The sequence below is a fragment of the Faecalibacterium butyricigenerans genome (genome assembly GCF_020687345.1).
GTDB classification, from domain to species: domain Bacteria; phylum Bacillota; class Clostridia; order Oscillospirales; family Ruminococcaceae; genus Faecalibacterium; species Faecalibacterium butyricigenerans.
This window is the reverse complement of record NZ_JAJEQL010000004.1, coordinates 1-26,151: the sequence shown is the minus strand read 5'-3', so window position 1 is coordinate 26,151 and position 26,151 is coordinate 1. Positions and strand designations below refer to the sequence as shown.

The 26,151-nt window shown below is 62.9% G+C and carries 27 protein-coding genes and 1 other RNA gene; 10 read left to right on the top strand and 18 right to left on the bottom strand.

The window, feature by feature from the left end; genetic code table 11:
• Window positions 1-31 precede the first annotated feature (31 nt).
• Complete coding sequence (locus tag LKD23_RS02575; protein ID WP_227620216.1) at window positions 32-943, bottom strand: RluA family pseudouridine synthase; 912 nt, start codon at window positions 941-943, stop codon at window positions 32-34.
• A 99-nt stretch (window positions 944-1,042) separates the two neighbouring features.
• Between LKD23_RS02575 and rnpB the strand changes: the two genes are divergently transcribed.
• The 4 genes from rnpB (at window position 1,043) to LKD23_RS02555 (ending at window position 5,634) form a co-directional block, all read left to right on the top strand.
• Window positions 1,043-1,380, top strand: an RNA gene (rnpB, locus tag LKD23_RS02570) — RNase P RNA component class A.
• Window positions 1,381-1,551: 171 nt separating this feature from the next.
• Window positions 1,552-3,477, top strand: coding sequence for an NAD(+) synthase (locus LKD23_RS02565; RefSeq protein ID WP_227620215.1), 1,926 nt, complete (start codon window positions 1,552-1,554; stop codon window positions 3,475-3,477).
• Window positions 3,478-3,483: 6 nt separating this feature from the next.
• Window positions 3,484-3,840, top strand: a complete 357-nt coding sequence (locus LKD23_RS02560; RefSeq protein ID WP_227620214.1) for a NusG domain II-containing protein — start codon at window positions 3,484-3,486, stop codon at window positions 3,838-3,840.
• A gap of 30 nt (window positions 3,841-3,870) precedes the next feature.
• Window positions 3,871-5,634 carry an LCP family protein gene (locus LKD23_RS02555; protein ID WP_227620213.1) on the top strand — a complete coding sequence of 588 codons (1,764 nt, stop codon included), beginning with the start codon at window positions 3,871-3,873 and terminating at the stop codon, window positions 5,632-5,634.
• A 53-nt stretch (window positions 5,635-5,687) separates the two neighbouring features.
• On the opposite strand, the gene LKD23_RS02550 is transcribed toward LKD23_RS02555, so the two are convergent.
• Window positions 5,688-6,866 carry a phosphopentomutase gene (locus LKD23_RS02550; protein ID WP_227620212.1) on the bottom strand — a complete coding sequence of 393 codons (1,179 nt, stop codon included), beginning with the start codon at window positions 6,864-6,866 and terminating at the stop codon, window positions 5,688-5,690.
• Window positions 6,867-7,179: 313 nt separating this feature from the next.
• On the opposite strand from LKD23_RS02550, the gene pyk reads away from it, so the two are divergent.
• Both pyk and LKD23_RS02540 read left to right on the top strand, forming a co-directional pair.
• The gene (gene pyk / locus LKD23_RS02545; protein ID WP_227620211.1) at window positions 7,180-8,934 is read left to right on the top strand and encodes a pyruvate kinase; all 1,755 of its coding nucleotides are present in this window, start codon (window positions 7,180-7,182) and stop codon (window positions 8,932-8,934) included.
• Window positions 8,935-8,951: 17 nt separating this feature from the next.
• Complete coding sequence (locus tag LKD23_RS02540; RefSeq protein ID WP_227620210.1) at window positions 8,952-9,404, top strand: S-ribosylhomocysteine lyase; 453 nt, start codon at window positions 8,952-8,954, stop codon at window positions 9,402-9,404.
• 197 nt (window positions 9,405-9,601) lie between these two features.
• Here the strand turns inward: LKD23_RS02540 and LKD23_RS02535 are convergent, their stop codons facing one another.
• The 3 genes from LKD23_RS02535 to LKD23_RS12850 all read right to left on the bottom strand — a co-directional run bounded on the left by LKD23_RS02535 (window position 9,602) and on the right by LKD23_RS12850 (window position 12,004).
• On the bottom strand, window positions 9,602-10,108 hold the full coding sequence (locus tag LKD23_RS02535) for a hypothetical protein (protein ID WP_227620209.1): 507 nt from the start codon (window positions 10,106-10,108) through the stop codon (window positions 9,602-9,604).
• A gap of 501 nt (window positions 10,109-10,609) precedes the next feature.
• A complete protein-coding gene (gene glyA / locus LKD23_RS02530; RefSeq protein WP_227620297.1) occupies window positions 10,610-11,863 on the bottom strand; it encodes a serine hydroxymethyltransferase in 1,254 nt (417 codons plus the stop codon).
• Window positions 11,864-11,869: 6 nt separating this feature from the next.
• On the bottom strand, window positions 11,870-12,004 hold the full coding sequence (locus LKD23_RS12850; RefSeq protein ID WP_255668048.1) for a hypothetical protein: 135 nt from the start codon (window positions 12,002-12,004) through the stop codon (window positions 11,870-11,872).
• Window positions 12,005-12,118: 114 nt separating this feature from the next.
• Here LKD23_RS12850 and LKD23_RS02525 point away from each other — a divergent pair, with 114 nt between their 5' ends.
• The 3 genes from LKD23_RS02525 to LKD23_RS02515 are packed head-to-tail and all read left to right on the top strand — an operon-like array spanning window position 12,119 to window position 14,180.
• A complete protein-coding gene (locus LKD23_RS02525; RefSeq protein WP_227620208.1) occupies window positions 12,119-12,706 on the top strand; it encodes a 5-formyltetrahydrofolate cyclo-ligase in 588 nt (195 codons plus the stop codon).
• Window positions 12,681-13,313 carry a cyclodeaminase/cyclohydrolase family protein gene (locus tag LKD23_RS02520; protein ID WP_227620207.1) on the top strand — a complete coding sequence of 211 codons (633 nt, stop codon included), beginning with the start codon at window positions 12,681-12,683 and terminating at the stop codon, window positions 13,311-13,313. Before LKD23_RS02525 ends, LKD23_RS02520 begins: the two co-directional genes overlap by 26 nt.
• An 18-nt stretch (window positions 13,314-13,331) precedes the next feature.
• Window positions 13,332-14,180: a bifunctional 5,10-methylenetetrahydrofolate dehydrogenase/5,10-methenyltetrahydrofolate cyclohydrolase gene (locus LKD23_RS02515; protein ID WP_227620206.1), complete on the top strand. Its 849-nt coding sequence runs from the start codon at window positions 13,332-13,334 to the stop codon at window positions 14,178-14,180.
• A gap of 60 nt (window positions 14,181-14,240) precedes the next feature.
• Here LKD23_RS02515 and fabZ read toward each other — a convergent pair whose 3' ends face one another.
• From fabZ to LKD23_RS02450, 13 genes are all read right to left on the bottom strand, one after another.
• Entirely contained in the window at window positions 14,241-14,705 is a 465-nt protein-coding gene (gene fabZ, locus LKD23_RS02510; RefSeq protein WP_227620205.1) for a 3-hydroxyacyl-ACP dehydratase FabZ, read from the bottom strand.
• Between the two features lie 3 nt (window positions 14,706-14,708).
• A complete protein-coding gene (fabF, locus tag LKD23_RS02505) occupies window positions 14,709-15,947 on the bottom strand; it encodes a beta-ketoacyl-ACP synthase II (RefSeq protein ID WP_227620204.1) in 1,239 nt (412 codons plus the stop codon).
• A gap of 14 nt (window positions 15,948-15,961) precedes the next feature.
• Window positions 15,962-16,711 (bottom strand): 3-oxoacyl-[acyl-carrier-protein] reductase, encoded by a 750-nt coding sequence (fabG, locus tag LKD23_RS02500; protein WP_227620203.1) that lies wholly within the window; start codon window positions 16,709-16,711, stop codon window positions 15,962-15,964.
• On the bottom strand, window positions 16,708-17,646 hold the full coding sequence (gene fabD / locus LKD23_RS02495; RefSeq protein WP_227620202.1) for an ACP S-malonyltransferase: 939 nt from the start codon (window positions 17,644-17,646) through the stop codon (window positions 16,708-16,710). The genes fabG and fabD overlap by 4 nt, the downstream gene beginning before the upstream one ends.
• The gene (locus LKD23_RS02490) at window positions 17,643-18,710 is read right to left on the bottom strand and encodes an NAD(P)H-dependent flavin oxidoreductase (RefSeq protein ID WP_227620201.1); all 1,068 of its coding nucleotides are present in this window, start codon (window positions 18,708-18,710) and stop codon (window positions 17,643-17,645) included. The genes fabD and LKD23_RS02490 overlap by 4 nt, the downstream gene beginning before the upstream one ends.
• Window positions 18,704-19,639 (bottom strand): nitronate monooxygenase, encoded by a 936-nt coding sequence (locus tag LKD23_RS02485; protein ID WP_227620200.1) that lies wholly within the window; start codon window positions 19,637-19,639, stop codon window positions 18,704-18,706. Before LKD23_RS02485 ends, LKD23_RS02490 begins: the two co-directional genes overlap by 7 nt.
• Window positions 19,636-20,589: a beta-ketoacyl-ACP synthase 3 gene (locus LKD23_RS02480; RefSeq protein ID WP_227620199.1), complete on the bottom strand. Its 954-nt coding sequence runs from the start codon at window positions 20,587-20,589 to the stop codon at window positions 19,636-19,638. Before LKD23_RS02480 ends, LKD23_RS02485 begins: the two co-directional genes overlap by 4 nt.
• A complete protein-coding gene (locus LKD23_RS02475) occupies window positions 20,586-21,551 on the bottom strand; it encodes an acetyl-CoA carboxylase carboxyltransferase subunit alpha (RefSeq protein ID WP_227620198.1) in 966 nt (321 codons plus the stop codon). Before LKD23_RS02475 ends, LKD23_RS02480 begins: the two co-directional genes overlap by 4 nt.
• Window positions 21,548-22,423, bottom strand: coding sequence for an acetyl-CoA carboxylase, carboxyltransferase subunit beta (gene accD / locus LKD23_RS02470; RefSeq protein ID WP_227620197.1), 876 nt, complete (start codon window positions 22,421-22,423; stop codon window positions 21,548-21,550). Before accD ends, LKD23_RS02475 begins: the two co-directional genes overlap by 4 nt.
• 2 nt (window positions 22,424-22,425) lie before the next feature.
• Window positions 22,426-22,659, bottom strand: coding sequence for an acyl carrier protein (gene acpP / locus LKD23_RS02465; protein WP_149794608.1), 234 nt, complete (start codon window positions 22,657-22,659; stop codon window positions 22,426-22,428).
• Between the two features lie 272 nt (window positions 22,660-22,931).
• On the bottom strand, window positions 22,932-23,315 hold the full coding sequence (locus tag LKD23_RS02460; RefSeq protein ID WP_227620196.1) for a VOC family protein: 384 nt from the start codon (window positions 23,313-23,315) through the stop codon (window positions 22,932-22,934).
• The gene (locus LKD23_RS02455) at window positions 23,312-24,643 is read right to left on the bottom strand and encodes an MATE family efflux transporter (protein ID WP_227620195.1); all 1,332 of its coding nucleotides are present in this window, start codon (window positions 24,641-24,643) and stop codon (window positions 23,312-23,314) included. Before LKD23_RS02455 ends, LKD23_RS02460 begins: the two co-directional genes overlap by 4 nt.
• 25 nt (window positions 24,644-24,668) lie before the next feature.
• Window positions 24,669-25,565, bottom strand: a complete 897-nt coding sequence (locus tag LKD23_RS02450) for a helix-turn-helix domain-containing protein (RefSeq protein ID WP_227620194.1) — start codon at window positions 25,563-25,565, stop codon at window positions 24,669-24,671.
• Between the two features lie 270 nt (window positions 25,566-25,835).
• On the opposite strand from LKD23_RS02450, the gene LKD23_RS02445 reads away from it, so the two are divergent.
• Entirely contained in the window at window positions 25,836-26,075 is a 240-nt protein-coding gene (locus LKD23_RS02445) for a hypothetical protein (RefSeq protein ID WP_227620193.1), read from the top strand.
• Window positions 26,076-26,151: the final 76 nt, after the last annotated feature.

Below are 26,151 nucleotides of genomic sequence, written 5' to 3'. Positions count from 1 at the left end.
CTTTCACCTACTTTTCACGAAATTCACAAATTCAGCGAAAGAATTGCGCCATATCGGCAGGCAGCGGGCTTTCCACCGTCACCGTGCGCAGGGTCGTCTCGTCCACCGGCGCTTCGATGCAGATGCCGTCCTCCAGCGTCTCACAGCGCGGCACTCGGAACGTCTGGCGGGCGCAGTGGAGGGCCTGCCGTCCGATGCGTGCCCTGCTCCCGCCGTAGAGGTCATCCCCGGCCAGCGGGTGGCCGATGGAAGCAAAATGCACCCGGATCTGATGGGTGCGGCCCGTCACCGGCACGCAGGCCGCGAGGCTGAGGCCGTTTTCTGCCTTTAAAATGGTGTACTCCGTCCGGCTGGGCTTGCCGTCGGGCGTGACGCAGCGACCGATGATGCTCCCGCCCTGCCGCCCGATGGGCGCGTCGATGACACCCGGGCCGAGGGGAAGCTCCCCCTCCACGACGGCGTAGTAGAGCTTTTCCACCCGTCCGGCCAGCAGCGGGGCGGCGTAGCCGTTCTGCGCCGCCAGCACGAGGCCGCTGGTATCCTTGTCGATCCGGTTCACCGGGCGGAAGACTGGGCTGTTCCCCCGCTGAGCCGCCCATGCCGCATAGCCGTTCGCCAGCGTGCCCAGCGGGTAGTTCAGGGTGGGATGTACGGCGAGGCGGGGCGGTTTTTCCAGCACGAGGGCAAAGGCGTCCTCATAGACGACGTTCACCGGGATGCCGCTCTGCGGCGCGACGCCCTCCCCCTCCGGCGGCAGCTCGAAGGAGACGACCTGCCCGGCCTCGACCCGGCGGTTGGCCAGAATGGGCACGCCGTCGGCAAAAAAGCCGCTGCCCCGGAACTTCACGGCCCGGGAAAGGTCGGCAGAGACACTGCACCGGCGCAGAAAGCTGCGCAGCAGCGCCCCATCCGCCTCGGGCGGGACCTTGAAATAGAGCTTCATCTTCCCACCTCCAGCGCGGGCAATATATAGGATAAGTATATCAAAATTCTCTTTCTCTTGCAAATCTTGTTTTTTTATGGTATGATTGGGAGCGGAAAACGAGTGGAACATACGGCGGCGGGGCGGCTTTGACCGCTCTGAGGAAAGTCCGGGCCTCACAGAGCACGGTAACTGCTAACGGCAGCCGAGGGTGACCTCAGGGAAAGTGCAACAGAAAGGAAACCGCCGCAGCAATGCGGTAAGGATGAAAGGGCGAGGTAAGAGCTCACCAGCGCATGGGTGACTATGCGGCTTTGTAAACCCTACCGGAAGCAACGCCTATATGGGACGTACAGCGCTGCTCGCGTGTCCCGAAGGCGGCACGAACCTGTCAGCAATGGCAGGTCTAGACAGATCGTCGTTTAATACAGAACCCGGCTTACGGTCTATCTCGTTTTCCATCTTTTGAGCTTTGAACGCGCTGTCTGCGGTGTGCAGGCGGCGTTTTTTTCTTTCTTTTCCCATACTGTCACTTTTCGTTTGAGCCGTTTTGTGGTATACTGAGCAAAACCCCGCCGAGCATCGCTCTGCCGGGGCACAATGAAACAGACAGGATGTGAAATCCTCCGATGAATGATGGTTTTTTGAAAGCAGCTGCCCTCTCGCCCTCTCTGCGGGTGGCCGACTGCGCTTATAACACTTCCCAGATCTTATCCCAGCTGAAGGATGCCGCCGCCCGGGGCGTCAGGCTGGCAGTTTTTCCCGAATTCTGCCTCACCGGCTACACCTGCGGCGACCTGTTCTTACAGCGCACGTTGCAGCAGGGCGCACTGGATGGCTTGCAGACCCTGCTGGACGCCAGCCGGGAGCTGGACGTCGTGGCCCTCGTGGGCCTGCCGCTGCTGGTGCGGGGCAAGCTGTACAACTGCGCCGCCGTCCTCTGCGGCGGGCGTCTTCTGGGCCTCGTGCCCAAGACCTACCTCCCCAACTACGGTGAGTTCTACGAAAAGCGCCAGTTCACCCCGGGCAGCACCGAGGTGGAGACCGTGACAGTCTGCGGGCAGGAGGTTCCCTTCGGCACCTCGCTGCTCTTCCGCTGTCGCCAGATGCCCAGCTTCGTGCTGGGTGTGGAGATCTGCGAAGACCTCTGGAGCGCTCTGCCTCCCTCCACCTTCCATGCGCTGGCCGGTGCTACGGTCATCGCCAACCTGTCGGCCAGCGACGAGACCGTCGGCAAGGCCGAGTACCGCCGGACGCTGGTGTCGAACCAGTCCGCCCGTCTCCTCTGCGGCTACCTGTACGCCTCGGCGGGCCACGGCGAGAGCACGCAGGACATGGTCTTTGCCGGCCACGACCTCATCGCCGAAAATGGCACGCTCCTTGCCGAGACTTCGCCGTTTGAGGGCGGCTGGGCCGAGACCGAGCTGGACTGCCAGCGGATGGAGTCGGAGCGGGCGCGCAACACCAGCTTCGAACCCAGCGCCGAGGGCTATCTGACCGTCGATTTTGACCTCACCCTCACCGAAACGCCCCTCTCCCGCTGGGTAGACCCCACCCCCTTCGTCCCCCACGACGAGCGCCGCCGGGCCGAGCGCTGCGAGCTGATTCTGAAGATGCAGGCCGACGGCCTCGCCAAGCGTCTTGAGCACGCCCACGCCAAAACAGCCGTCATCGGCATCTCAGGCGGTCTGGACAGCTGCCTTGCGCTGCTGGTAGCCGTCCGCGCCATGAAGCAGCTGGGCCGTCCCACCAGCGACGTGCTGGCTGTCACCATGCCCTGCTTCGGCACCACCCGCCGCACCCGCAGCAATGCGGAAATCTTGTGCGACGAGCTGGCCGTCAGCTTTACCGAGATCGACATCGCCAACACCGTCCACAGCCACTTCAAGGACATCGGGCAGGACGAGCAGGTGCTGGACGTCACCTTCGAGAACGGACAGGCCCGCGTGCGCACCCTCGAGCTGATGGACACGGCCAACCGCACCGGAGGCCTCGTCGTCGGCACTGGCGACCTCTCCGAGCTGGCGCTGGGCTGGGCCACCTACAACGGCGACCACATGAGCATGTATGGCGTCAACGCCGGTGTTCCCAAGACGCTGGTGCGCCACCTCGTCCGGTACGAGGCCGACATCGCCGCCTCCGCCGAGCTGCGCCGGGTGCTGCTGGACATCCTCGACACCCCCGTCTCCCCCGAGCTTCTGCCCGCCAAGGACGGCGAGATCGCCCAGAAGACGGAAGACCTCGTCGGCCCCTACGAGCTGCACGACTTCTATCTCTACTACGTCCTCCGCTTCGGCTTCAGCCCGGCGAAGATCTTCCGGCTGGCCAAGGCGGCCTTCGCAGGCCGGGCCGAGTACCCGGACGAGGTGCTCTACCGTTGGCTGCGCAACTTCTACTGGCGGTTCTTTGCCCAGCAGTTCAAGCGCAGCTGCCTGCCCGACGGCCCCAAGGTGGGCAGCGTCACCCTCTCGCCCCGCGGCGATTGGCGGATGCCCAGCGACGCCGCCGCCGCCCTCTGGCTGGCCGAGCTGGAGCAGATCCCCCTCAAAGGATGATCTTCTATGAAACGACACAAAAAACTGCTGCTAAATCTGGTCTTTGCCGCCGTCATTCTGGCGGCCGCCGCCGCGCTGCTGCTGGTGCGCAGGGCCGGCCAGACCGGTGCCCCCCTCTGTGCCGAGCTGATCTATGGCGACGCCAACACCAAGCTGATCTTTCCCCTCGAAACGGACGCCGACTATGATGTGGACACCGGCTATCTCACCGTCCATATCCGCATTCAGAACGGCGCAGCCCGCTTTGTGGACTCGCCCTGCCCGGACCATGTCTGCGAGTCCTTCGGCTGGCTGAGCGAAGAAGACCAGACGGCCACCTGTCTGCCCGCGCGGGCGGTGCTGACCATCCTCCCCACCACCTGATGGCATACGCATCCAAAGGAGTGAACGCCTATGTTTGACGAAAACGAGCATACCCATCCCCAGAACAACGACGAAGGCCCCCGGCATATCCATCGGGGCATCAAGCGCAGCGAGCCGGACGAGGTCGAGGTGGACAGCGCCGACTTCTTCTCCCCGGAGCCGCCCCGGCCCTCCCGGCCCGCATCTGCGCCGCAGCCGGAGGCCGGGCTTCCGCCTGAACCGCCGAAGTCTCCCGTCCCGCCCCATAAACAGTGGAAGCCGCTGCACCCCAGTGAGGCCGCTCCTTCTGCCGATAAGCTCCCGAAAGGAGGAATGGTCTTGCTGGGATTGCAGGCCGTCCTGAGCCTTGCCGCGCTGGTGCAGCTCTGGCGCACCCAGATGCTGCCGGTGCTCTATCTCGTCATCATCACGGCGCTGCTGGTGCTGCTCTGGCTGCTGGTGCGCAAGTGCCTTGCCTCCCGCACCGGTGCGGTCGTAGCACGGGTGCTGTCCGTCATGCTCTGCGCCGCGCTGGCTGTGGGCTGCGTCTGGGCACAGCAGGGCCTCACGACCCTGAACAATGTCACCTCCGGCCTGCTCACCGGCGCAGAGGCCAACAAGATCACCAAAGAGCCTTTCGTGGTCTACCTCAGCGGCGTAGACAACCGCGGTGAACTGACCGAAAATGCCCGCAGCGACGTGAACATCCTCGCGGTCGTCAACCCCGTCACCAAGCAGGCCGCCCTCATCAACACCCCCCGCGACTACTACGTTGACCTCGCGGGCACGGAAAGCAAGGACAAGCTGACCCACGCCGGACTCTACGGCGTCGAGACCAGCATGGCGACGCTGGGCAACCTCTACGGTGTGGACGTGGACCACTACATCCGCATCAACTTTGCGGGCTTTATCAGCATCATCGACGCCATCGGCGGCGTAGACGTCTACTCCGATCAGGCCTTCACCTCCGTCGGCAGCCCCGGCTACTATGACCCCACCACCTTCGCCGAGGGCTGGAACCATCTGGATGGCAAGTCTGCTCTGGCTTTCGCCCGGGAGCGCCACGCCTTCAAGACCGGCGACATCCAGCGCGGCATCAACCAGATGAAGGTCATCGACGCAATGGCCAACAAACTCAAGTCCCCCACCCTGCTGATGAGCTTCTCCAAGCTGATGGACGCCGCTGCCGACTGCTTCGTAACCAGCTTCTCGCAGGAGCAGATCTCCGCGCTGGTGCGGATGCAGCTGGGCGACCTCGCCAGCTGGGACATCCAGAGCTACACCGTCACCGGCTCGGGCGCAAAAAGCTCCAAGTGCTACTCCGCCAAGGGCCAGAGCCTCTACGTCATGAAGCCGGATGAGAACTCGGTCAATGAGGCCAAAGCCCTCATCGCTGCGGTGCTGGGCGGCGAAGACAAGCTCACCAGCACCAGCCAGACCCCCGAAAAGACCGAGGTCTACACCCCCACGGCCGATCCCAACGCCGCTGCGTCCGTCCCGGAGGAGTCTCCCGACAGCGTGATCGTGGAAGAGCCTGCCCCGAGCGACGTCCCCGCGGAGAGCGAGGCCGCTGACGGCCAGCCCGCCGAGGGCAGCACCTCCGGCGAGCCAAACGCTTCTACCGAAGTCCCCGCAGAGGGCAGCGAAGAGGTCCCGGCAGACTCCACCGAGTCGCCGTCCTTCAGTATGCCGACACAGGAGCAGGTCGAGCAGGCAGCTTCGTCCCTGCATCAGGCCGCTTCCACCGTGCTGGACGCCCTCTTCGGCTCCGGCACGGGCGGCGACTCCTCCAGCGCTTCGACCCCCGCCGCATGAGCAAAAGAATAAAAATGGCCCGCTGCATCGCAGCGGGCCATTTTTATTCAGATTTAAGCCAGAATGTCGCCCAGCACGCTCTTGCCATCCAGCGTGGAGGCATCCACGCCCAGATAGTCGCAGATGGTCTGTGCGATGGTGCCGAAGCAGAGCTTGGTGCCGAGGTCAACGCCCGGCTTGATGCCCTTGCCGCAGATGAGGTAAGGCACATACTCGCGGGTGTGGTCAGTGGTCTTGGTGTAGGAGGGGTCGCAGCCGTGGTCGGCCGTGACCATCAGGATGTCGCCCTCCCGCATCCCGGGGATGAAGTCGGCAAGGAACTTGTCGAATTCGGTGGCAGCAGCAGCGTAGCCTGCCACATCGCGGCGGTGGCCGTAGAGCATGTCGAAATCGACGAGGTTCACGAAGGCCAGACCCTCGAAGTCGCGGGTCTGCAATGCCTTGGTGAAGGCGATGCCGTTAGTGTTGCCGGTGGTCTTGATCTTCTCCGTCACGCCCTCGCCGTCAAAAATATCAAAAATCTTACCAACAGCGATGACGTCCCTGCCCGCGTCCTTCAGCAGGTCCAGCATGGTCTTGCGAGGCGGCTTGAGGCTCAGGTCGTGGCGGTTGGTGGTGCGGTAGAAGGTATCGGCAGTATGGCCGAGGAAGGGGCGTGCGATGACGCGGCCCACGCCGTACTCGCCCTTCAGCATCTCGCGGGCAATTTCGCAATAGCGGTACAGCTCATGCACCGGCACAAGCTCTTCGTTTGCGGCAACTTGGAACACGCTGTCGGCGCTGGTGTAGACGATGAGGGCATCCTCTCTCATGGCCTGCTCGCCGTAGTCCTTCAGCACCTGTGTGCCGGAGTAGGGCTTGTTGCAGAGCACCTTATGGCCGGTCTTTTCCTCAAACTCGTGGATGAGGCTGTCGGGGAAGCCGTCCGGGAAGGTGGGCAGGGGTTTCGGGCTGACGACGCCCGCAATTTCCCAGTGGCCGATGGTGGTATCCTTGCCCATGCTCTGCTCCTGCAGGCGGGCGAAGGAGCCGGTGGGGGCGGCGTCCTTTTCACCGGCGGTCACGCCGTCGATGTTGAACAGACCGAGCTTTTTCAGATTGGGGCAGTTGAAGTTGGGGTGCTTGGCGATGGCGCCGAGGGTGTTGGTGCCCTCATCGCCAAAGGCGGCGGCGTCCGGCTCTGCACCGATGCCGAAGCTGTCCAGAACGATCAGAAAAACGCGCTTTTCCATTTACGCTTTCACTCCGTTTCTATAGTTTCGCGCCCGCTTCTGCCCGGAAAAGGGCAGAAGTGAGACTTTTCCTTATCCTTATTATAGGCGATGGGGCTGTTTTTCGCAATATCGCCCCGGCATCTGTCACGAAAATTTAAGGTTTTCTTTGCCGAATTTTTTCTTGCTCTCTTGTACACAAGCGGTTATAATATAGATTGGTAAGGTTTGAAATACTACCTGACCGGGCCGATGTCCGGCCAGAAGCCGAGGGGCCTTGTCCGGCTCCTGCGGCTCGTCATAGAGGATAAGAAGATATTGTTGGAGGTATATTATGAGAAAAACGAAGATCATCTGCACTCTTGGCCCGTCCACCGATAAGGATGGCGTGCTGCGCGAGCTGGTCGCCAACGGCATGAACGTGGCCCGCTTCAACTTCTCCCACGGCTCCTACGAGGAGCACAAGGGCCGTCTGGATATGCTGAAGGCCATCCGCACCGAGCTGGGCAAGCCCGTGGCCGCTCTGCTGGACACCAAAGGCCCCGAGATCCGTCTGAAGGAGTTCAAGAACGGCGTCGAGATGCTGGAAGCCGGCCAGACCTTCACCCTGACCACCCGCGAGGTGGAGGGCACCAAGGAGATCTGCTCCATCACCTATAAGGACCTGCCGCAGGACGTCCACGAGGGCGGCACCATCATGCTGGATGACGGCCTCATCAAACTGGCCATCAAGAGCGTCTCCGACACCGACATCGTCTGCGAGGTGCTGAACAGCGGCAAGATCAAGACCAAGAAGGGCGTCAACGTCCCCGGCGTCCACCTGTCCATGCCCTACCTGAGCCAGCGCGACCGCGATGACATCATCTTCGGCGTCCAGCAGGGCTTCGATTTCATCGCCGCTTCCTTCGTCCGCACCGCACAGGACGTCTACGACATCCGCAACCTGCTGAACGAGTATGACTCCCACATCCGCATCATTGCCAAGATCGAGAACCGCGAGGGCGTCAACAACATCGACAGCATCCTCGCCGCTGCCGACGCCGTCATGGTCGCCCGCGGCGACCTCGGCGTCGAGATCGACTTCACCGAGCTGCCCGGCATCCAGAAGAGCGTCATCGACCGCTCCTTCTCCTTCGGCAAACCCATCGTCACCGCCACCCAGATGCTGGACAGCATGATGGTCAACCCCCGCCCCACCCGCGCCGAGATCTCCGACGTGGCCAACGCCATCTACGACGGCACCTCTGCCATCATGCTCTCCGGCGAGACCGCTGCGGGCGCATACCCTGTTGAGGCCCTGAAGACCATGTCCGCCATCGCCGAGCGCACCGAGAACGAGGTGCACTACCGCGACAACCGCCTGACCGACGCCGCCGGCCAGATCAGCGTCAGCGACGCCACCGCACACGCCGCCTGTCTGACCGCAAAGGATGTCAACGCCTCTGCCATCGTCACCGTGTCCGAGTCCGGCAACACCGCCCGCCTGCTGAGCAAGTACCGCCCCGCACAGCCCATCATCGCCTGCGTCATGGACGAGCAGGTGCAGCGCCAGCTCTCCATCTCCTGGGGCATCACCCCGCTCATGATGGACCTCGCCACCAGCACCGATGAGCTGATCGAGAAGTCCACCGCTCTGGCCAAGGAGAACGGCTACCTCCACGACGGCGAGCTGGCTGTCGTGACCGCAGGCGTCCCCGTGGGCGTCTCCGGCACCACCAACATGATCAAGATCCACATGATCGGCAACTGCCTGTCCACCGGCGTCGGCATCGGCCCCGATGGCGCTGCTCTGGCCAACGCCACCGGCAAGGCCTGTGTCTGCCACACCCTCGAGGAGATCCGCGCAAAGTTCAAGCCCGGCATGGTGCTGGTGGTGCCCTCCACCTCCAACGAGATGTTGAGCTACGTCCGCGACGCCGCCGCTCTGGTGGTCGAGGAAGCCGGCCTGAACAGCCACGCCGCCATCGCAGGCAAGGCCCTGCTCAAGCCCACCATCGTGGGTGCCGTCGGCGCTACCGCCCACATCCGCGACGGCCTGATGGTCGCTGTGGACTGCGCACACGGCAGCGTCCAGCGCCTGCAGGCCTGATTTTTAGGAGGCGCAGCATGGAACGCATCGCAAGCTTCTGCGTAGACCACACCAAGCTCGGCCGGGGTATGTACCTGAGCCGTCAGGACGGCGACGTGCTGACGTGGGACATCCGGATGAAGAAACCGAACCACGGCGACTATCTCTCCACCGGTGCCGCCCACACACTGGAGCACCTTTTCGCCACCTACGCCCGCAACAGCCAGTACAAGGACGGCGTCGTCTACGTCGGCCCCATGGGCTGCCGCACCGGCTTCTACCTGCTGACCCGGGGGCTTTCCCCCGCGGAGGCTCTGGCCCTGACGGTGGAGTCCTTCCGCTTCATGGCCGCTTTCGAGGGCGATGTGCCCGGCGCAAGCGAGGTGGAGTGCGGCAACTACCGCGACATGGACCTGCCCGCCGCAAAGGCAGAGGCCGCCGCCATGCTGCCCGTGCTTGAGGCACTGACTGCCGACGACCTGCACTATTGATTTTATAGCAATTCAACTTTTTAATGCAACAGCAACAGCGTTGAATTGCATATCGCAAATATGCTGTTTGAATGTTGCACGAATTTCTTGACTTGCGATAAAAACAAACGAGGCCCGGAGTGGAAACGCTCCGGGCCTCGCTGTTTTATTATTTGTTGTTATGACAGATGAGAAAAGTCATTTCTTCTCAGTATCAATCATACTTTTTTGATATCTTCAGCATCCGCAGTGATGACGGCAAGGCGATAGCCTTCACCCTTCACCGTAATGGTAGCCGTGCCAACATAGTAAACATCAGCAGGCTCTTTCTTATCGACCGCATCATTGACATTATCCATAGTCTGGAGCAGATTGTAGGCCTGAGCCGTAACATTATAGCCCTTCGTCTCCGTAACTGCAACGAAAACATACTTATCGTTATAAGTTTCACCCATGATGTCCATGAAACTCTTCTTCATTGCTTTCACATATTCATCTTCTGTATCAAACTCCGTGTTTTCCAGCTCGACCCACTTATTCGCGATAGCCTTTGCCTTCTCGTTTAATTTAGAATCTGCCTTAAACTCAACTTCTTCTGCCTTACCCATATCGCTCATTGCATCTGCAATGGTCTTGGTGCTTGCAGCGTTGCCGCAGCCCGTCAGGACAGACAGGGCCAGAACGCCAGCGAGGACGACGGCCAGAAATTTCTTTGCCATTTTCATGTTGTTTCCTCCCACATGATGATAAAATGAATTTTAGGGGCCGACCGTCCGTTTCCGACCATCAGCCTATGAAAGCATTATACCCCCCCCCCTGTGATTTTGTCAATATTATTCTTGATTTTCATGATATTCCCAAATTGCCCCTGTATCCGCTATGCAGGTTTCACAAAATTGCAGAAAAATTTGCCCGCTTCGCCAGAGGCTCTCCCCTTGGGAGCAACAGCGACGACCGCCGCCAGCGGCGGAAACAGGGAGGAGCTGTTGGGGCAGCGGCCAGCAGGATGCAAGCGACAGCGTAGCAGACGCTGGGAGCCGCAACCCGGGCAATGTCACCGAAGGTGACTGAGAGGGCAAGGACGCTGCCAAAAAAACAAAAGCACAGCGATAACATCAGCTCTGACAAAAGCCGATATTATCGCTGTGCAGTTGCTCTCGGAGGACGGGCTTACCCTCTCCGTCATTGCTTCGCAATGCCACCTCTCCCAAAGGGAGAGGCTTTTCTTATTCGTACAGGGGGAACGCCTTGGTCAGGGCCAGCACGCGGGCGGAGATGTCGTCTTTCTTCTCGTCGTAGTGCCAGATGCAGTCGGCGATGCAGTCCGCGATGACCTTCATCTCGGCCTCGCCCATGCCCCGGGTGGTGACGGCCGGAGTGCCCAGACGGACGCCGGAGGTCACGAAGGGGCTGCGGGTCTCGCCGGGGACCGTGTTCTTGTTGGCGGTGATGTGGACGCTGTCGAGGCGGGCTTCCAGCTCCTTGCCGGTGCACTCCTCCTCCCGCAGGTCCACCAGCATCAGGTGGTTGTCCGTGCCGCCGGACACCAGCTTGACGCCCCGGGCCTGCAGCTGCGCGGCCATGGCCTGTGCGTTCTCGACGATCCTGCGGGCGTAGTCCTTGAATTCCGGCTTGAGGGCCTCACCAAAGCAGACGGCCTTAGCCGCGATGACGTGCTCCAGCGGGCCGCCCTGCGTGCCGGGGAAGACGGCGGAGTTGATGCGCTTGGCCAGCACGGCATTGTTGGTCAGGATGAGGCCGCCGCGGGGTCCGCGCAGGGTCTTGTGGGTGGTGGTGGTCACGACATCGGCATAGGGCACGGGGCTTTGGTGCATCCCGCCGGCCACGAGGCCCGCGATGTGGGCCATGTCCACCATCAGATAAGCGCCATAGCCGTGGGCGATCTCCGCCAGCTTCTCGAAGTCGATGGCGCGGGGGTAGGCCGAAGCGCCCGCCACGACCATCTTCGGGCGCACCTTCCGGACCTGCTTTTCCAGCTCGGCGTAGTCGATGCGGCCATCCTCACCGACGCCGTAGGAGACGAAGTGGTAGTTCTTGCCGGACATATTCACCGGCGAGCCGTGGGTCAGATGACCGCCCTGCGACAGGTCCATGCCCATGACGGTATCGCCGAGGTCCAGCAGGGCAAAGTAGACGGCCAGATTGGCCTGTGCGCCGGAGTGGGGCTGGACGTTGGCGTACTTTGCGCCGAACAGCTTGCAGGCGCGCTGGATGGCGATGTTCTCCACCTCATCCACGTAGGCGCAGCCGCCGTAGTAGCGCTTGCCGGGCAGGCCCTCGGCGTACTTGTTGGTGAGGATGCTGCCCATCGCGGCCATGACGGCGGGCGAGACGATGTTCTCACTGGCGATCAACTCAATGTTCTCCCGCTGGCGGGTCAGCTCACGGTTCATGGCCGCAGCCAGCTCCGGGTCGGCCCTGTCCACGAGGCCAATGGTATCCATCATATCGTTGTACATCATACATTACCCCTCTCTGATGCTGATGCTGAGATCAGCTTTTTCTCCATAATACCAGACAACGTAAAATTCTTCAACAGCATTTCGCACAAACCGATACGCTTTGGCCCCTTTCTTTTCGGTCGGATGAAGATATTTCACCCTTCGGCCCAAAGCCTTGCTTTTTCTGCGCCCAGCGTTTATTATACATCTATAAAAATCCGTTCCGGTTTTTGTGCAGTTCTGTCTGCCGGGCGCAGAGAGGGGCGTTTTTCCATGACCATCGCGGAGCAAAAAGCGGCGCAGCGGAAAGCGGGCATTGCAGCCCGCCGGGCGCTGTCGGAAGCAGACCGGACCTCGGCCAACGCGGCGCTCTGTGCCCGCATCGCGGGGCTGGACTGCTTCCGGACGGCGCAGAACATCCTGCTCTACGCCGCATTCGGGGGCGAAGCCGACCTCTCCGCGCTGGCCGGACAGGCCGCAGCACAGGGCAAAATACTGGCATGGCCCGTCTGTGGCGAGGGTTTCTCACTGACCGCCGCCGTGCCGGAGGCCGACGGCTGGGAGGTCGGCGCTTACGGCATCCGCACCCCCGTCCTGCGCCGGTCGGCCCTCCTGCGGCCCGACCAGCTCGACCTCGTGCTGGTGCCCTGCACAGCTTTTGACGCCGCCTGCCGCCGGGTGGGCATGGGGAAGGGCTACTACGACCGCTATCTTCCCCGCTGCACCCGGGCTGTAAAGGTCGGCGTCGCCTTTGAGGCCCAGCGGGTGGAGGCGGCGGCCGTGGACGCCCACGACCAGCGGCTGGACGGATTCGTGACAGAGGGAGGACTTTATTTTGGAACTGACACAACTGAGCTGTGAGGAATTTCTGAGCCAGCTTGCCAGCAAAGCCCCCGCCCCGGGCGGCGGCGGCGCAGCGGCCCTTGTGGGGGCGGCAGGCGCGGCGCTGGGCAATATGGTGGGCAGTCTGACCACCGGCAAAAAGAAGTATGCCGCCGTCGAGGCGGACATTCAGGCCCTCAACGCCCGGGCCGAAGCCCTGCGGCGTCGGCTCGAAGCCCTCGTGCAGGCCGACGCGGCGGCGTTCGCCCCGCTGGCCGCAGCTTACGGCCTGCCCAAGGAGACGCCCGAGCAGCAGGCTCACAAGGCCGCGGTTCTGGCCGAGGCGCTGGATGGGGCCTGCGCTGTGCCGCTGGACATCATGGACGCCTGCTGTGAGGGCATCCGCCTCGCGGCCGACTACGCCGCAAAGGGCAGCGTGCTGGCCGTGTCGGACGCGGGCTGTGCAGCCCTCTTCTGCAAGGCCGCTCTCCAAGCCGCCGGGCTGAACGTCGCCATCAACACCAAACTCATGACCGACCGCCCCCACGCCGCCGGGCTGGACGAAAAGGCCGCCCGGATGCTGGCGGAGTATGTACCGCTGGCCGATGAAGTCTACCAGTCCGTGGCAAGCCGCCTGCGGGTCTGATCCAGAAAGGGGATCTCTATGTCTGTGATTTTGAAGGGTGCGCCCGTCGTGGCCGCCATGAACGAAGCAAACGCCGCCCGCTGCGCCGCGCTGCGGGAAAAGGGCGTCGTCCCCACACTGGCCGTCGTCCGGGTGGGCGCACGGGAGGACGACCTCTCCTACGAGAAGGGCGTCATGGCCCGCTGCGCCAAGGTGGGCGTCGAGGTGAAGCAGTTCCTTCTGCCCGCCGACGCGGCGCAGGAGGAGCTGCTGGGCGTCATCGCCTGCATCAACGCTGACCCCGCCATCCACGGCTGTCTGCTCTTCCGTCCCCTGCCCCGGCAGTTCGACGACCGCACCGTCCGCGCCGCCCTCGCGCCTGAGAAGGACATCGACGGCATCACCGATGGCTCGCTGGCCGGTGTCTTTACCAACACGGCCCTCGGCTACCCGCCCTGCACGGCGCAGGCCTGCCTCGAGATCCTGAAGTTCTACGGCATCCCCCTCTCGGGCCGGCGGGCCGTTGTGGTGGGCCGCAGTCTTGTGGTGGGCAAGCCCGCCGCCATGATGCTGGACCGGGAAAACGCCACCGTCACCCTCTGCAACTCCCGCACCCGGGATCTGCCGGAGGTCTGCCGTGAGGCCGACATCGTGGTGGTGGCCATGGGTAAGGCCGGCGCTGTCGGTGCCGAGCATCTGCGCGAGGGGCAGGTGGTCGTGGACGTGGGCATCCATGTCAACGAGGAAGGAAAGCTCTGCGGCGACGTCCGCTTTGGCGAAGCCGAGCCGCTGGTGGAGGCCATCACCCCCGTTCCCGGCGGCGTGGGTACCGTGACCACCTCCGTGCTGGTGAGCCATGTGGTGGAGGCGGCAGAAAAGACCGTATAACTTCTTTATAACAAAAACAGAGAGGACCGTCCGCGAAGGACGATCCTCTCTGTTTTTGTTTTATCGTTCTGTCAGCACGAAGGTCAGCTCTGCCGAAGCGGCACACTTGCCGTCCACATAGGCTGAGGCCTTGCCGATGCCCACCGGGCCGCGCTGCTCCACCAGCTCACAGTGGAGGGTGAGCACATCGCCGGGAGTGACCTGCTTGCGGAAGCGGGCATTCTTGATGCCGCCGAAGAGGGCCAGCTTGCCCTGATTCTCCGGCAGGCTCAGGGCCGCGACAGCACCGGTCTGGGCCAGTGCCTCAAGGATGAGGACGCCGGGCATGACCGGCGTGCCCGGGAAATGGCCGCAGAAGAACTCCTCATTGCGGGAGACGCACTTGCGGCCGATGGCCCACTGGCCCGGCTCGTAGTCCAGAATACGGTCCACGAGGGCGAAGGGATACCGGTGGGGCAGGATGGCCGCGATCTCCTCGCTGGTCAGGCAGTTCGGGGTTTCACGGACGGTGCGGGGTTCTGCCATCGCTCAGCCCTCCCACTTTTTGAAGGCCAGACAGGCGTTGTGCCCGCCAAAGCCCAGACTGTTGCTCAGGGCGTATTCCATCTTCATCTCCCGGCCGACGTTGGGCACATAGTCCAGATCACACTCGGGGTCGGGCTGCTCATAGTGGATGGTGGGCGGCGCGAACTGATCCCGGAGAGCCAGTGCGGTAAAGACGGCCTCGATGCCGCCTGCGCCGCCCAGCAGATGGCCGGTCATGCTCTTGGTGCTGACCACGGCGATGTCCTTGGCGTGGTCGCCAAAGACGGCATGGATAGCGGCCGTCTCGCAGCTGTCGTTCATGTGGGTGCCGGTGCCGTGGGCGTTGATGTGGTCGATCTGCTCGGGGGCGATGCCGCCGTCCTTCAGGGTCAGCTTCATGCAGCCGATGGCACCGGTGCCGCCGGGTGCGGGAGCCGTGAAGTGGTAGGCGTCGCAGTTGGCACCGTAGCCCACCACCTCAGCGTAGATGTGTGCGCCGCGGGCCTTGGCGTGCTCCAGCTCCTCGAGGACCAGCACACCGCTGCCCTCGCCCATGACGAAGCCGCCGCGCCGTGCGTCGAAGGGCAGGCTGGCCGCGTCGGGGTCGGTGGAGGTGGAAAGGGCCTTCATGCTGGTAAAGCCGCCGATGCCCAGCGGGCTGATGCAGCTCTCTGCGCCGCCGCAGACCATGACCGGCTCATAGCCGTCCCGGATGCGGTGGAAGGCGTCGCCCACGGCGTTGGTGCCGCCGGCGCAGGCCGTCACCGGGCAGGTGCAGATGCCCTTGAGGCCGAAGCGGATGGCGATCTGGGCCGCAGCCATGTTGGCGATGGCCATGGGGACGAAGTAGGGGCTGACCTTTTCCATCCCCTTCTCCTCGCCCCGGGCGTGCTGCTCCTCAATGGTGGGCAGACCGCCGATGCCGCTGGACACGATGACGCCGATGTCCTCGGCCTCCACCTCGCAGTCGATGCCGCTGTCCTGAATGGCCTCGGCGGCAGCGCCCAGTGCCAGCAGGGTGAAGCGGGCCATCTTGCGGGCCTCTTTTTTGTCCACGACGGTCTCGGGGTCGAAGTCCTTGACCTCGCCCGCCAGCTTGCACTTGAACTCGCTGGCGTCGAACTGGGTGATGGGGCCGATGCCGCACTTGCCTGCGCGGGCGGCGGCCCAGCTGTCGGCGGTGTTATTACCAAGAGGGTTCACGGTTCCCAGACCGGTGATGACGACTCTGCGTTTTTCCATAGAAAAAGCTCCTTTTACATTGCCATGCCGCCGTCCACACAGAGCACCTGCCCGGTGAGATAGCTGCTTTGTTCGGCGGCAAAGAAGGCCACCGCGTTTGCCACGTCCTCCGGCTGTCCGGCGTGTCCCTCCGGGATGGTCTTGCACATCTCGGTGCGGACAGCCTCCGGCAGGGCGGCGGTCATATCCGTAGCGATGAAGCCGGGGGCCACCGCATTGACGGTGACATTCCGGCTGGCCAGCTCTTTGGCGAGGCTCTTGGTCAGGCCGATCAGGCCCGCCTTGCTGGCGGAATAGTTGGTCTGGCCCGCGTTGCCCCGCAGGCCCACCACGCTGCTCAGGTTGACGATGCGGCCATAGCGCTGGCGCACCATCCGGCGTGCAGCCTCCTTGCAGCAGAGGAACGCACCCTTGAGGTTGGCGTTCAGGACGGTGTCAAAGTCCTCCTCGGAAAGGCGGAGGATGAGGTTGTCGCGGGTGATGCCCGCGTTGTTGACCAGAATGTCCACCCGTCCGAAGGCGTTCACTGCCTCTTCGAACAGCTTCTTGCAGCCCTCAGCGGTGGAGACGTCGGCCTGCACGGTGACAGCCTCCACACCCTGCTCTTTGCACAGGGCAGCCGTCTCGGCGGCAACGGCCTCGCCGTGGCAGTAGTTGACCACCACATTGCAGCCCTGCTTTGCCAGCGCGAGGCAGACGGCCCGGCCGATGCCCCGGCTTCCGCCGGTGACGACGGCGGCACGGGTCAGCTTTTCTTCGCTCATGCCTGTGCCTCCTTCCAGCCGGTGAGGAAGGCTTCCAGTTCTTCTGCCGTCTCGACAGCAGTGCAGCGGACATCTGTTCCCAGCGTCTTTTTCACGAAGCCGCTCAGGGCCTTGCCCGGGCCGACCTCGAGGATGTCGGTGACGCCCAGCTCGCCCAGACGGCGGAGGGTGTCTTCCATATAGACGCTGCTCTGCACCTGCTTTTCCAGCAGGGCCGGGATGGTGTCGCTTTCGGCCTTTTCATGGCCGAGGCAGTTGAAGAGGACCGGCGTTTCCATCTCGCCGAAGTGCTCGGCCTCAAAGCGCTTTGCCAGCGCATCCCCTGCGGGGTGCATCAGGCGGGTGTGGAAGGGGCCGCTGACCTTCAGGGGGATGCAGCGGCGGGCACCGGCGGCTTTCGCCAGCTCGGCGGCCTTTTCTACTGCGGCCTTCTCGCCGCCGATGACCAGCTGGCCCGGGCAGTTGTAATTGCAGATCTGCACGCAGCCCAGAGCAGAGGCCTCCTCGCAGCACTTTGCCAGTGCGTCGCGGTCGAGGTTCATCACGGCGGTCATGCCGCACTCGATTCCCTTGGCCGCGTCGGCCATGGCCCTGCCGCGGAATGCGGCCAGCTCCACCGCCTGCTTCGCGGTGAAGACTCCGGCTGCTTCCAGCGCGGAGTATTCGCCCAGCGACAGACCGGCCAGATCGTCGGCCTTCACACCGTTTTCCTTCAGGACAGCCGTGACACCGGCGGCAAAGGCCACCATGCAGGGCTGGGTGTACTGGGTCAGATTCAAAACGCCCTCCGGGTCGTCGAAGCAGACGCTCCGCAGATCAAAATCGAGGTCTGCGGCGTCGAACGCCTCCCGGAACGCGGGGTATCTCTCGTAAAGGTCTTTGCCCATGCCGGGGTGCTGAGAGCCTTGGCCGGCATACAGAATGGCAAGCTTCATTGGTGTTTCCTCCAATCGTCCATCAGTTCCTCCATCAGCTCCCGGACGCTCCGCATCCGGTCGAGACGGCTCACATTGGCTCCGCAGAAGAAGAGTCCCTCTTCCACGTTGCCCTTCACGGCCTCGATGAGTGCGTGGGTGATGCAGTAGGGCACCTTGGCCGGCTCGCAGGCTTTCAGGCAGCGGGCACAGTGCTTCGGCGGGAAGCGGAGTCCCTGCTCGAGCTTCTGCACCAGCGGGGTCGCCAGCGCACGGCCCGGCATCCCCACAGGGCTGTGGATGATGCGGACGTCCTCCGGCTTTGCGGCCAGCAGGACGTCTTTGTAGGTCTGGCTGGCGTCGCACTCATAGGTGGGGATGAACCGGGTGGCGAGCTGTGCGCCCGCAGCACCCATCTTTGCATAGTGGGCAATGTCCTCGCCCGTGTAGATGCCTCCGGCCACAAAGACCGGGATGGCGTGGCCGAACTGCTCCTCAAAAGGCTTTACCTCGGCCAGGACTTCGGGCAGGATCTCGTCGAGAGTCTGGCATTTCCCGGCCAGAAGCTCCTCCTCCGAAAAGCCCAGATGTCCGCCTGCCTTGCAGCCCTCGATGACCACGAAGTCGGCGGCGCGGTCAAACGCCTTGGCCCACCGGCGGAGGATGAGCTTTGCCGCACGGCCGCTGGACACGATGGGGGCCAGCGCCACGTCGGCACGTTTCACGAGCCCGGGCAGCTCCAGCGGGAGGCCCGCACCCGATACGATGGCGTCCACCCCCGCCTCCACGGCGGTGCGGACGGCGTCGGCGTAGTTCTGGGTGGCGACCATCGCGTTGATGGCCACCAGACCTGCGCCGCCTGCGATCTCTTTCGCTTTTTCGATCTCTTTTTTCAGGGCGCGGAGGTTGGCAGCGGCGGGGTCACGGGCAAAGTCCGGCTCCCGGTAGCCTGCATCGGCCGTGGAGATGCAGCCCATGCCGCCGCAGGCCGCGACGGCACCGGCCAGCCCGCCGAGGGAGACGCCGACGCCCATGCCGCCCTGTAAGATGGGCACAGCCAGCGGCTTTCCTGCAAGGGTCAGCATAATTCGCCCAGCGATTTCATCCGCTGCCTCCCGCTCTCCCACAGCTCGTCGAGGATGTCGGCCACAGGGCGCACCTCGTGGAGCATACCGGCCACCTGACCGGCCATCAGGCTGCCGGTGGCGGTGTCGCCCTCAAAGACGGCGCGCCGCAGGCTGCCCAGCGTGTATTTTTCCAGCTCCATCTTGTCGGCACCGGCCTTTTCCTGCCGGACGTACTCGCGGCTCATCCGGTTTTTCAGGACGCGGACGGGGGTGCCGCCGATGCGGCCGGTGACGATGGTGTCACTGTCCTTGGCCCGCAGGAGCGCGGCCTTGTAGTTCTCATGGACGGGGCACTCCTCGCTGACCAGCAGACAGGTGCCCACCTGCACGCCGCAGGCTCCCAGCGCAAAGGCTGCGGCCAGCTGACGGCCATCGGCGATGCCGCCTGCCGCGATGACAGGGACATCCACCGCGTCCACCACCTGCGGCACCAGTGCCATGGTGGTCATCTCGCCCACATGGCCGCCGCTCTCGGTGCCCTCTGCGATGACGGCATCCACGCCCAGCGGGACGAGGTGCTTAGCCAGAACGGCCGCTGCCACCACGGGGATGACCTTGATGCCGGCTTCCTTCCACATGGAGATGTACTTGCCGGGGTTGCCTGCGCCGGTGGTGACGACCTTGACGCCCTCCTCCACGACGATCTTCGCAAACTCGTCGGCCTGCGGATGCATCAGCATGATGTTGACGCCGAACGGTTTATCGGTGAGCGCCTTGCAGCGGCGGATGTTCTCTCGCAGGGTCTCGACGTTCATGCCGCCTGCGCCGATGAGGCCCAGCGCACCGGCGTTGGAGCAGGCGGCGGCAAACTCGCCGGTGGCGATGTTGGCCATGCCGCCCTGAATGATGGGGTATTTCGTGCCCAGAATTTCGTTCAAAAGTTTCATCTGATACATCCCTTATAAGTAATCAGCATCCCGCCCCATGTCAGGCCGCCGCCGAAGCCGATGCAGGACACCTTCTGTCCAGCCTTGAGCAGCCCGGCCTCGGCCATCTCGTTGAGGGCCACCGGGATACTGGCCGCACTGGTGTTGCCGTGGCGATCCATGTTCTTGTAGAATTTTGCGGCGTCGGCGTGGAGCGCTTTCACACAGTGGTCGATGATGCGGCTGTTGGCCTGATGACAGACCACCCAGTCCACCTCGTCCAGCGTCAGCTGCGTCTCCTCCAGCACCTTGTGCAGGCAGCGGGGCAGTGCGTCCACCGCGAAGCGGAAGACGGCCCTGCCGTCCATGCTGATAGGGGCCGAGCCGGTGCGGCAGGGGCCGCCTGCGTGGATGGCCTCGTCGCCCCGTGCTCCCAGCGTGATGGCAAAGGGTGCGTCGCACCGTTCAAAGATCGCTGCGCCCGCCCCGTCGCCGAAGAGGACGCAGGTAGAGCGGTCGGTCTGATCCATCAGGCGGGACAGCGCCTCACAGCCCACCACGAGGGCATACCGCCCGCCCAGCGTCGCCAACAGACCGCGGGCCACGGCGGTGCCGTAGATGAAGCCCGAGCAGGCTGCATTGACGTCCAGTGCGGGGCGATCCTCCGGCAGGCCGAGGGCACGCTGCACCTGACAGGCCACGCTGGGGGTCGCGTCAGGGGCCGAAAGGGTGGCGCAGACACAGCAGGCGATGTCCTGCGGCCCAAGGCCGCTGCGCTCCAGCGCCTGCTTTGCCGCTGCGATGGCCAGTGTGGCGGCAGATTCTTCCTCTGTGCACCAGTGGCGGGCGCGGATGCCGGTGCGGGTGGTGATCCACTCGTCGCTGGTGTCCACGGTGCGGCTCAGCTCTTCATTTGTGACCGTGCGGCCGGGCAAGGCCCCGCCTGTGGCGATCAACTGCAAACCGTTCATGCTCGTTTCGCTTCTCCGATCTGACGAAATTTTTTGTACCGCTGGTCGGCCAGTGCCTTGCCGCTCATCTTGCAGAGGGCGGTGAGGTGGTCTTTCAGGGCCGTGTCCAGCGCGGCAAAGAGGGCCGCGTGGCTGCGCTGTGCGCCGCCCACCGGCTCGGGGATGATCTCCTCCACGATGCCGTCCTTATAGAGGTCCTGCGCGGTCAGCTTCATGATCTCGCAGGCCTCGCCGCTGCGGGAGGCGTCTTTCCAGAGGATGCTGGCGAAGCCCTCGGGGCTGAGCACCGAGTAGACGGCATTTTCCAGCATGAGGATGTGGTTCGCCACACCCAGCGCCAGTGCACCGCCGGAGGAGCCTTCGCCCGTGACGACGGCGATGACCGGGACGGTCAGGCCGCTCATCTCCATGAGGTTGCGGGCGATGGCCTCGCCCTGTCCCCGCTCTTCCGCCTCCTTGCCGGGGTATGCGCCCGGCGTGTCGATGAAGGTGATGATGGGGCGGCCGAATTTTTCGGCCTGCTTCATGAGCCGGAGGGCCTTGCGGTAGCCCTCCGGCCCCGGCATACCGAAGTTGCAGGCCATGTTTTCCTCCAGCGTGGAGCCTTTGCGGTGGCCGATGACGGTCACGGGCATCCCGTGGAAGCGGGCGATGCCTCCCAGAATGGCCCTGTCCTCCCGGCACTGACGGTCGCCGCACTGCTCAAAGAAGTCGGTGAACAGGGCGTTGATGGTCTCGTCGATGTGGGGGCGCTCGGGATGGCGGGCCAGAAAGACCCGGTCCTCGGCGGTCAGCGGGCCGCAGCAGCGGAGGATCTCATCCTCCTCCACGGCCAGCTCGGCCAGCTCAGAGGCGTGGGCCGTGATGGCGGCCATCTGGCTGTCCTCGTCCTGTGCGCCGCCCCGCAGGGCGGCGATCTGGGCGTCCAAAGGAGCAAGCTGCTCCAGAAGTTCTTTTATCATTCCGTTTTCCTCCCGCCTGCATGGAGCTGCAGCAGCTGGATGAGGGTGGCACGAAGCTCGCTGCGGGGCACGACCTTGTCCACAAAGCCGTGTTCCATCTGGAACTCGCTGCGCTGGAAGCCCTCGGGCAGGCGCTCGCCGATGGTCTGCTCGATGACGCGGGGACCGGCGAAGCCGATGAGTGCCCCCGGCTCGGCCAGCATGATATCACCGAGGCTGGCGAAGCTGGCGGTGACGCCGCCGGTGGTGGGGTGGGTCAGCACGCTGATGTACAACCCGCCCTTGGCCGAAAAGCGCTCGATGGCGGCGCTGGTCTTGGCCATCTGCATGAGGCTGAAGATGCCCTCCTGCATCCGGGCGCCGCCGCTGGCCGAGAAGATGACCAGCGGAAGCTTTTTGGCTGCGGCATATTCGATGGCGCGGGTGACGCGCTCACCCACAGCCGTGCTCATGCTGCCCATGAAAAAGCGGCTGTCCAGCACTGCGGCCACCACGGCCACGCCGCCGATGCGGCCCACAGCTGTGACAGCAGCCTCACTGAGGCCTGTCTTCTGGGTCTGGGCGGCGAGCTTGTCGGTGTAGCCGGGGAAGCCCAGCACATCCTGCGGGGCAAGCTCTTCGTCCAGCTCCCGGAAGCTGCCGCTGTCCAGCACGAGGCTCAGGCGGTAGTACGCGCCGATGGGCTGGTGATTGCCGCAGTTGGGGCAGACGAAGAGGCTCTTGGCCCAGATCTGGCGGGTGGCACGGCGTCCGCACTGCTTGCATTCCACAAACTGCGGCTCATGCCACGCCACACCGGCGTCCCGCCGGGCTTTAAGCTGGAAGGTGCGCTCCCGCATCCGGCCCGGGAGCAGGTCTCTGATGTCGTTCATCGTTATGCCTCAGCGTGTGCGGTCAGGTAGTTGAAGATGTCGCCGACGGTCTTCATGTTGGCCAGCTCCTCGTCGGGGATGGAGACGCCGAAGGCATCCTCCAGAGCCATGTTCAGCTCCACAGCGTCGAGGCTGTCGGCCTCGAGGTCCTCGGTCAGGCTGGCCTCCATCGTGACCTTCTCCTCCTCGCAGTTCAGGGTGTCAACAACGATCTTCTTCATATCCTCAAAAGTCATGGTAAGCTTCTCCTTTTATCTTGTATGTGTTGTGATATTGTGTCTGATACGGGCGAATCATCTCAGGCTGTTTAGTTAAATGTTTTGAGCGATTCGATAAGGTCATTATACTCGTCCACCCGGGATTGTCAATAGTTTTATCTAAAAAGTTTTAGCTTTCACGGTTCTTTCACAGGTTTTTACGCAACTTATACACTATATAAGTTGCGTAAATCGGGGTGAAAACAGAAAAAATCCCCCTAAGTAACCACTCAGGGGGATCTTTGCATTTCTTATACCGTGATCTCGATCTGATTTCCTTCCACCGCGAGGACACAGCTTTCATAATATCCGTCGCCGGTGGTGCGCGGGCCGCTGAGGACCTCGTAGCCGTCCGCCTTGAGGCGTGCTGTCAATTCCTCCACCTTCTCTCGGCTTCCGACGCTGAACGCGATATGTGCGTAGCCGGTGCGGACGGCAGGCTTGGACAGGTCGGACATACCGGGCTTATTCATCAGCTCGAGGCGTGCACCCTCCCCGAAGGTAAGGAAGTAGGAGCGGAAGTCCGTCCGCGGGTTGTGGTAGCCCTCGTTCGGCACAGCGTCGAGGTAGCGGACGAAGAAGTCCTTTGCTGCCTCGAGGTCGTTGACATACAACGCAGCGTGTTCGATTTTCATTGTGTCACCTTCCTATGTTTTACCAGATAGTATCCGATGCCGATGACATCCGCCAGCGCCCAACCGATGGGGACGCTGAGCCAGATGCCGGTGACGCCCAGCGGGGTGGCCGACAGCAGGTAAGCCAGCGCAACGCGGGTGCCCAGAGAGGCGATGGTCAGCACCACCGACATTCCCGGCTGGTTGACGGCGCGGTAGTAGCCGTAGAGCAGGAAGAGGAGGCCGATGCCGATGTAGCACGCGCCCTCGATGTGCAGATAGTGGACACCGGCGGCGATGATGTCCGCCTGCGAGGGGGCGATGAAGATGCCCATGAGGGGGACGGCAAAGAGACAGACCATCACGCTGATAAAGATGCAGAAGAGCGCCGAGGTCAGCCCTGCGCTGCGGATGCCCCTGCGGATGCGGTCGGTCTGGCCTGCACCGTAGTTCTGGGCCACATAGGTGGAGAAGGCATTGCCGAAATCCTGCACCGGCATATAGGCGAAGGAGTCGATCTTCACCGCCGCTGCGAAAGCCGCCATGATGACCGTGCCGAAGCTGTTCACGAGGCCCTGCACCATCAGGATGCCGAAGTTCATGATGGACTGCTGGACGCTGGTCATGACCGAAAGGTTCAGGATGGCCGCAAGGTTCTGCTTATCCCAGCGGCAGTCCTCCCGCCGGGGGCAAAGCTCCGGGAATTTTTTCAGGGTATAGACGCCGATGCCGACGCCCGATACCAACTGTGAAAATACCGTCGCGCCTGCCGCCCCCTTGATGCCCCAGCCGAGGACGATGACGCAGAACAGGTCGAGGAAGACGTTCAGGATGGCCGACACGGCCAGAAAGACCAGCGGCACCACCGAGTTGCCGATGGCGCGGAGAAGGTTTGCAAAGTAGTTGTAGAGGAAGGTGGCCGTGATGCCGAGGAAGATGATGATGAGGTAGTCCTTCATCAGAGGCTTCAGCTCTTCGGGCACCCGCAGCACCCAGAGGATGCCGTCCAGCCCCAGATAGACCAGCAGGTTCAGCACCAGCGCGATCCCCGCGATGAGGACGAAGGACTGGAACACGCTCCGGCGCATTTTTTCGGATTCGCCGCCGCCATACTGCATCGAGATGGCCGCGCCGCTGCCCATGCACAGGCCCAGCAAAATCGAGGTGAGGAAGGTCATGAGGGTATAGGACGAGCCGACCGCCGCCAGCGCGTCGGCGCCGAGGAAGCGCCCCACCACCCATGTGTCGGCGATGTTGTACATCTGCTGCAGCAGGTTGCCGAACATGAGAGGCAGGGCAAAGAGCAGGATGCTGCTGGTGATGGGGCCTGAGGTCAATGTACGCTGCATGGGACAAATTCTCCTTATTTACAGTTCAACAGAATTTCATGCGGTATTCTTTGGGGGTACAGTGTTTGATCTCCCGGAATATCTTGATAAAGTAACTGCTGTCTGTAAAGCCGCACTCCGCGCCGATCTCGCCGGTCTTGAGCCGGGTGGAGCGAAGCAGCTCGGCGGCTTTTTCCACCCGGTACTGCTTGACGTACTGGATGGGCGTGATGCCCAGCATCTGCCGGAAGCTGCGCAGACAGGCGCTCTCGCTGAGGGCCACGCTGTCCGCGATGAGCTGGACGGTAAGCTCCTCGGAATAGTGCTCCTCCACGAACCGAAGCATCTGCTTCATCCGCTCAGAGGCGATCTGCTCCTGCTGGGACACCTTCGTCCGCCCGCCCACGCACTGGGTGCTCAGCAGCCGCAGAGCCAGCGAAAGATGATAGCGCACCCGGTTCTCGTAGTCGAAGGGTTCGTCGGACACTTCCTTCCAGCTGTCGTGCAGGCAGCCCAGCACCTGTCGCTGCCACGGCACCGACTCGTCCAGCAGAAAGAAGGCCGGGGCGTCGGGCTGGGTCATGGGGCGGATGAGCTTCTGCCAGAAGATGGTATCCATGCCCCCCGTGAGCCGCGGGTGGAACACTCCCGAGTGGAGCAGGGCCGTGCCCTCCGATGCCTGTTCCACCGCGTGGAGGGCCCCCGAGTTGATAAAGACGCCCTGCCCGGTCTGCAAGGTCAGACGGGTCTTGTTCACGTCCACATGGAGAGGGCCTTTCATGCAGAGCACATATTCAAATTCCTCGTGCCAGTGCCACGCCACCGAGTAGCTGGACAGATCTTCGGCGTAGCAGGCGATGGGAAACAGGGCGCTGCCGTGCTGCGCCAGCTCCCGGCCCCTCTCGCTGGCCACAATAACATCGTGGCAGATGTTTAGTGCCATATTCGCCAATTCCTTTCCCCAAGACATTGAAGTTTTTTTGTCAAAGCCGATTTTGTTGTACAAAAAATCTGCTTTTGTTCTATCTTCTCCGCCGGTTTCGTGGTATTATTTCATCGGAACGGATAAGCTCAGTATAGCACCGTTCCCGGGCGGTTACAACCCCTGACGCCGGTTCTTTTCCGCGCGGGGTGACCGCTCCCCATGCAGCGGCCGCGATGTCCGATCTGCACCACGACCCGCAAAAACATATCAGTTACGGAGGTATTTATTATGCTTCGCATCGAATATTTTGATAAAAACCGCTTTATGAAACAGGTTGCCGCAAGCCGCGGCAGCATCATCCTCCATCTGGACAATGGCACCACCTGCGACCTCAAGAAGGACCGTGAGGCGTCCGCCATCTTCCAGACCATGGACGCCCCCAAGAAGGGCTTCAGCATCAGCGTCAGCGACCCCGCTGATGTCACCGGCTTCCTGCGCTATATGCTTGAGGCTGGCCGCGCCTGCTAAACAGTCATCTACTATTCTTCATTATTCATCATCACAGCAAAACGGGACGGCCCGCTCTGGCATTTGTCAGAGCGGG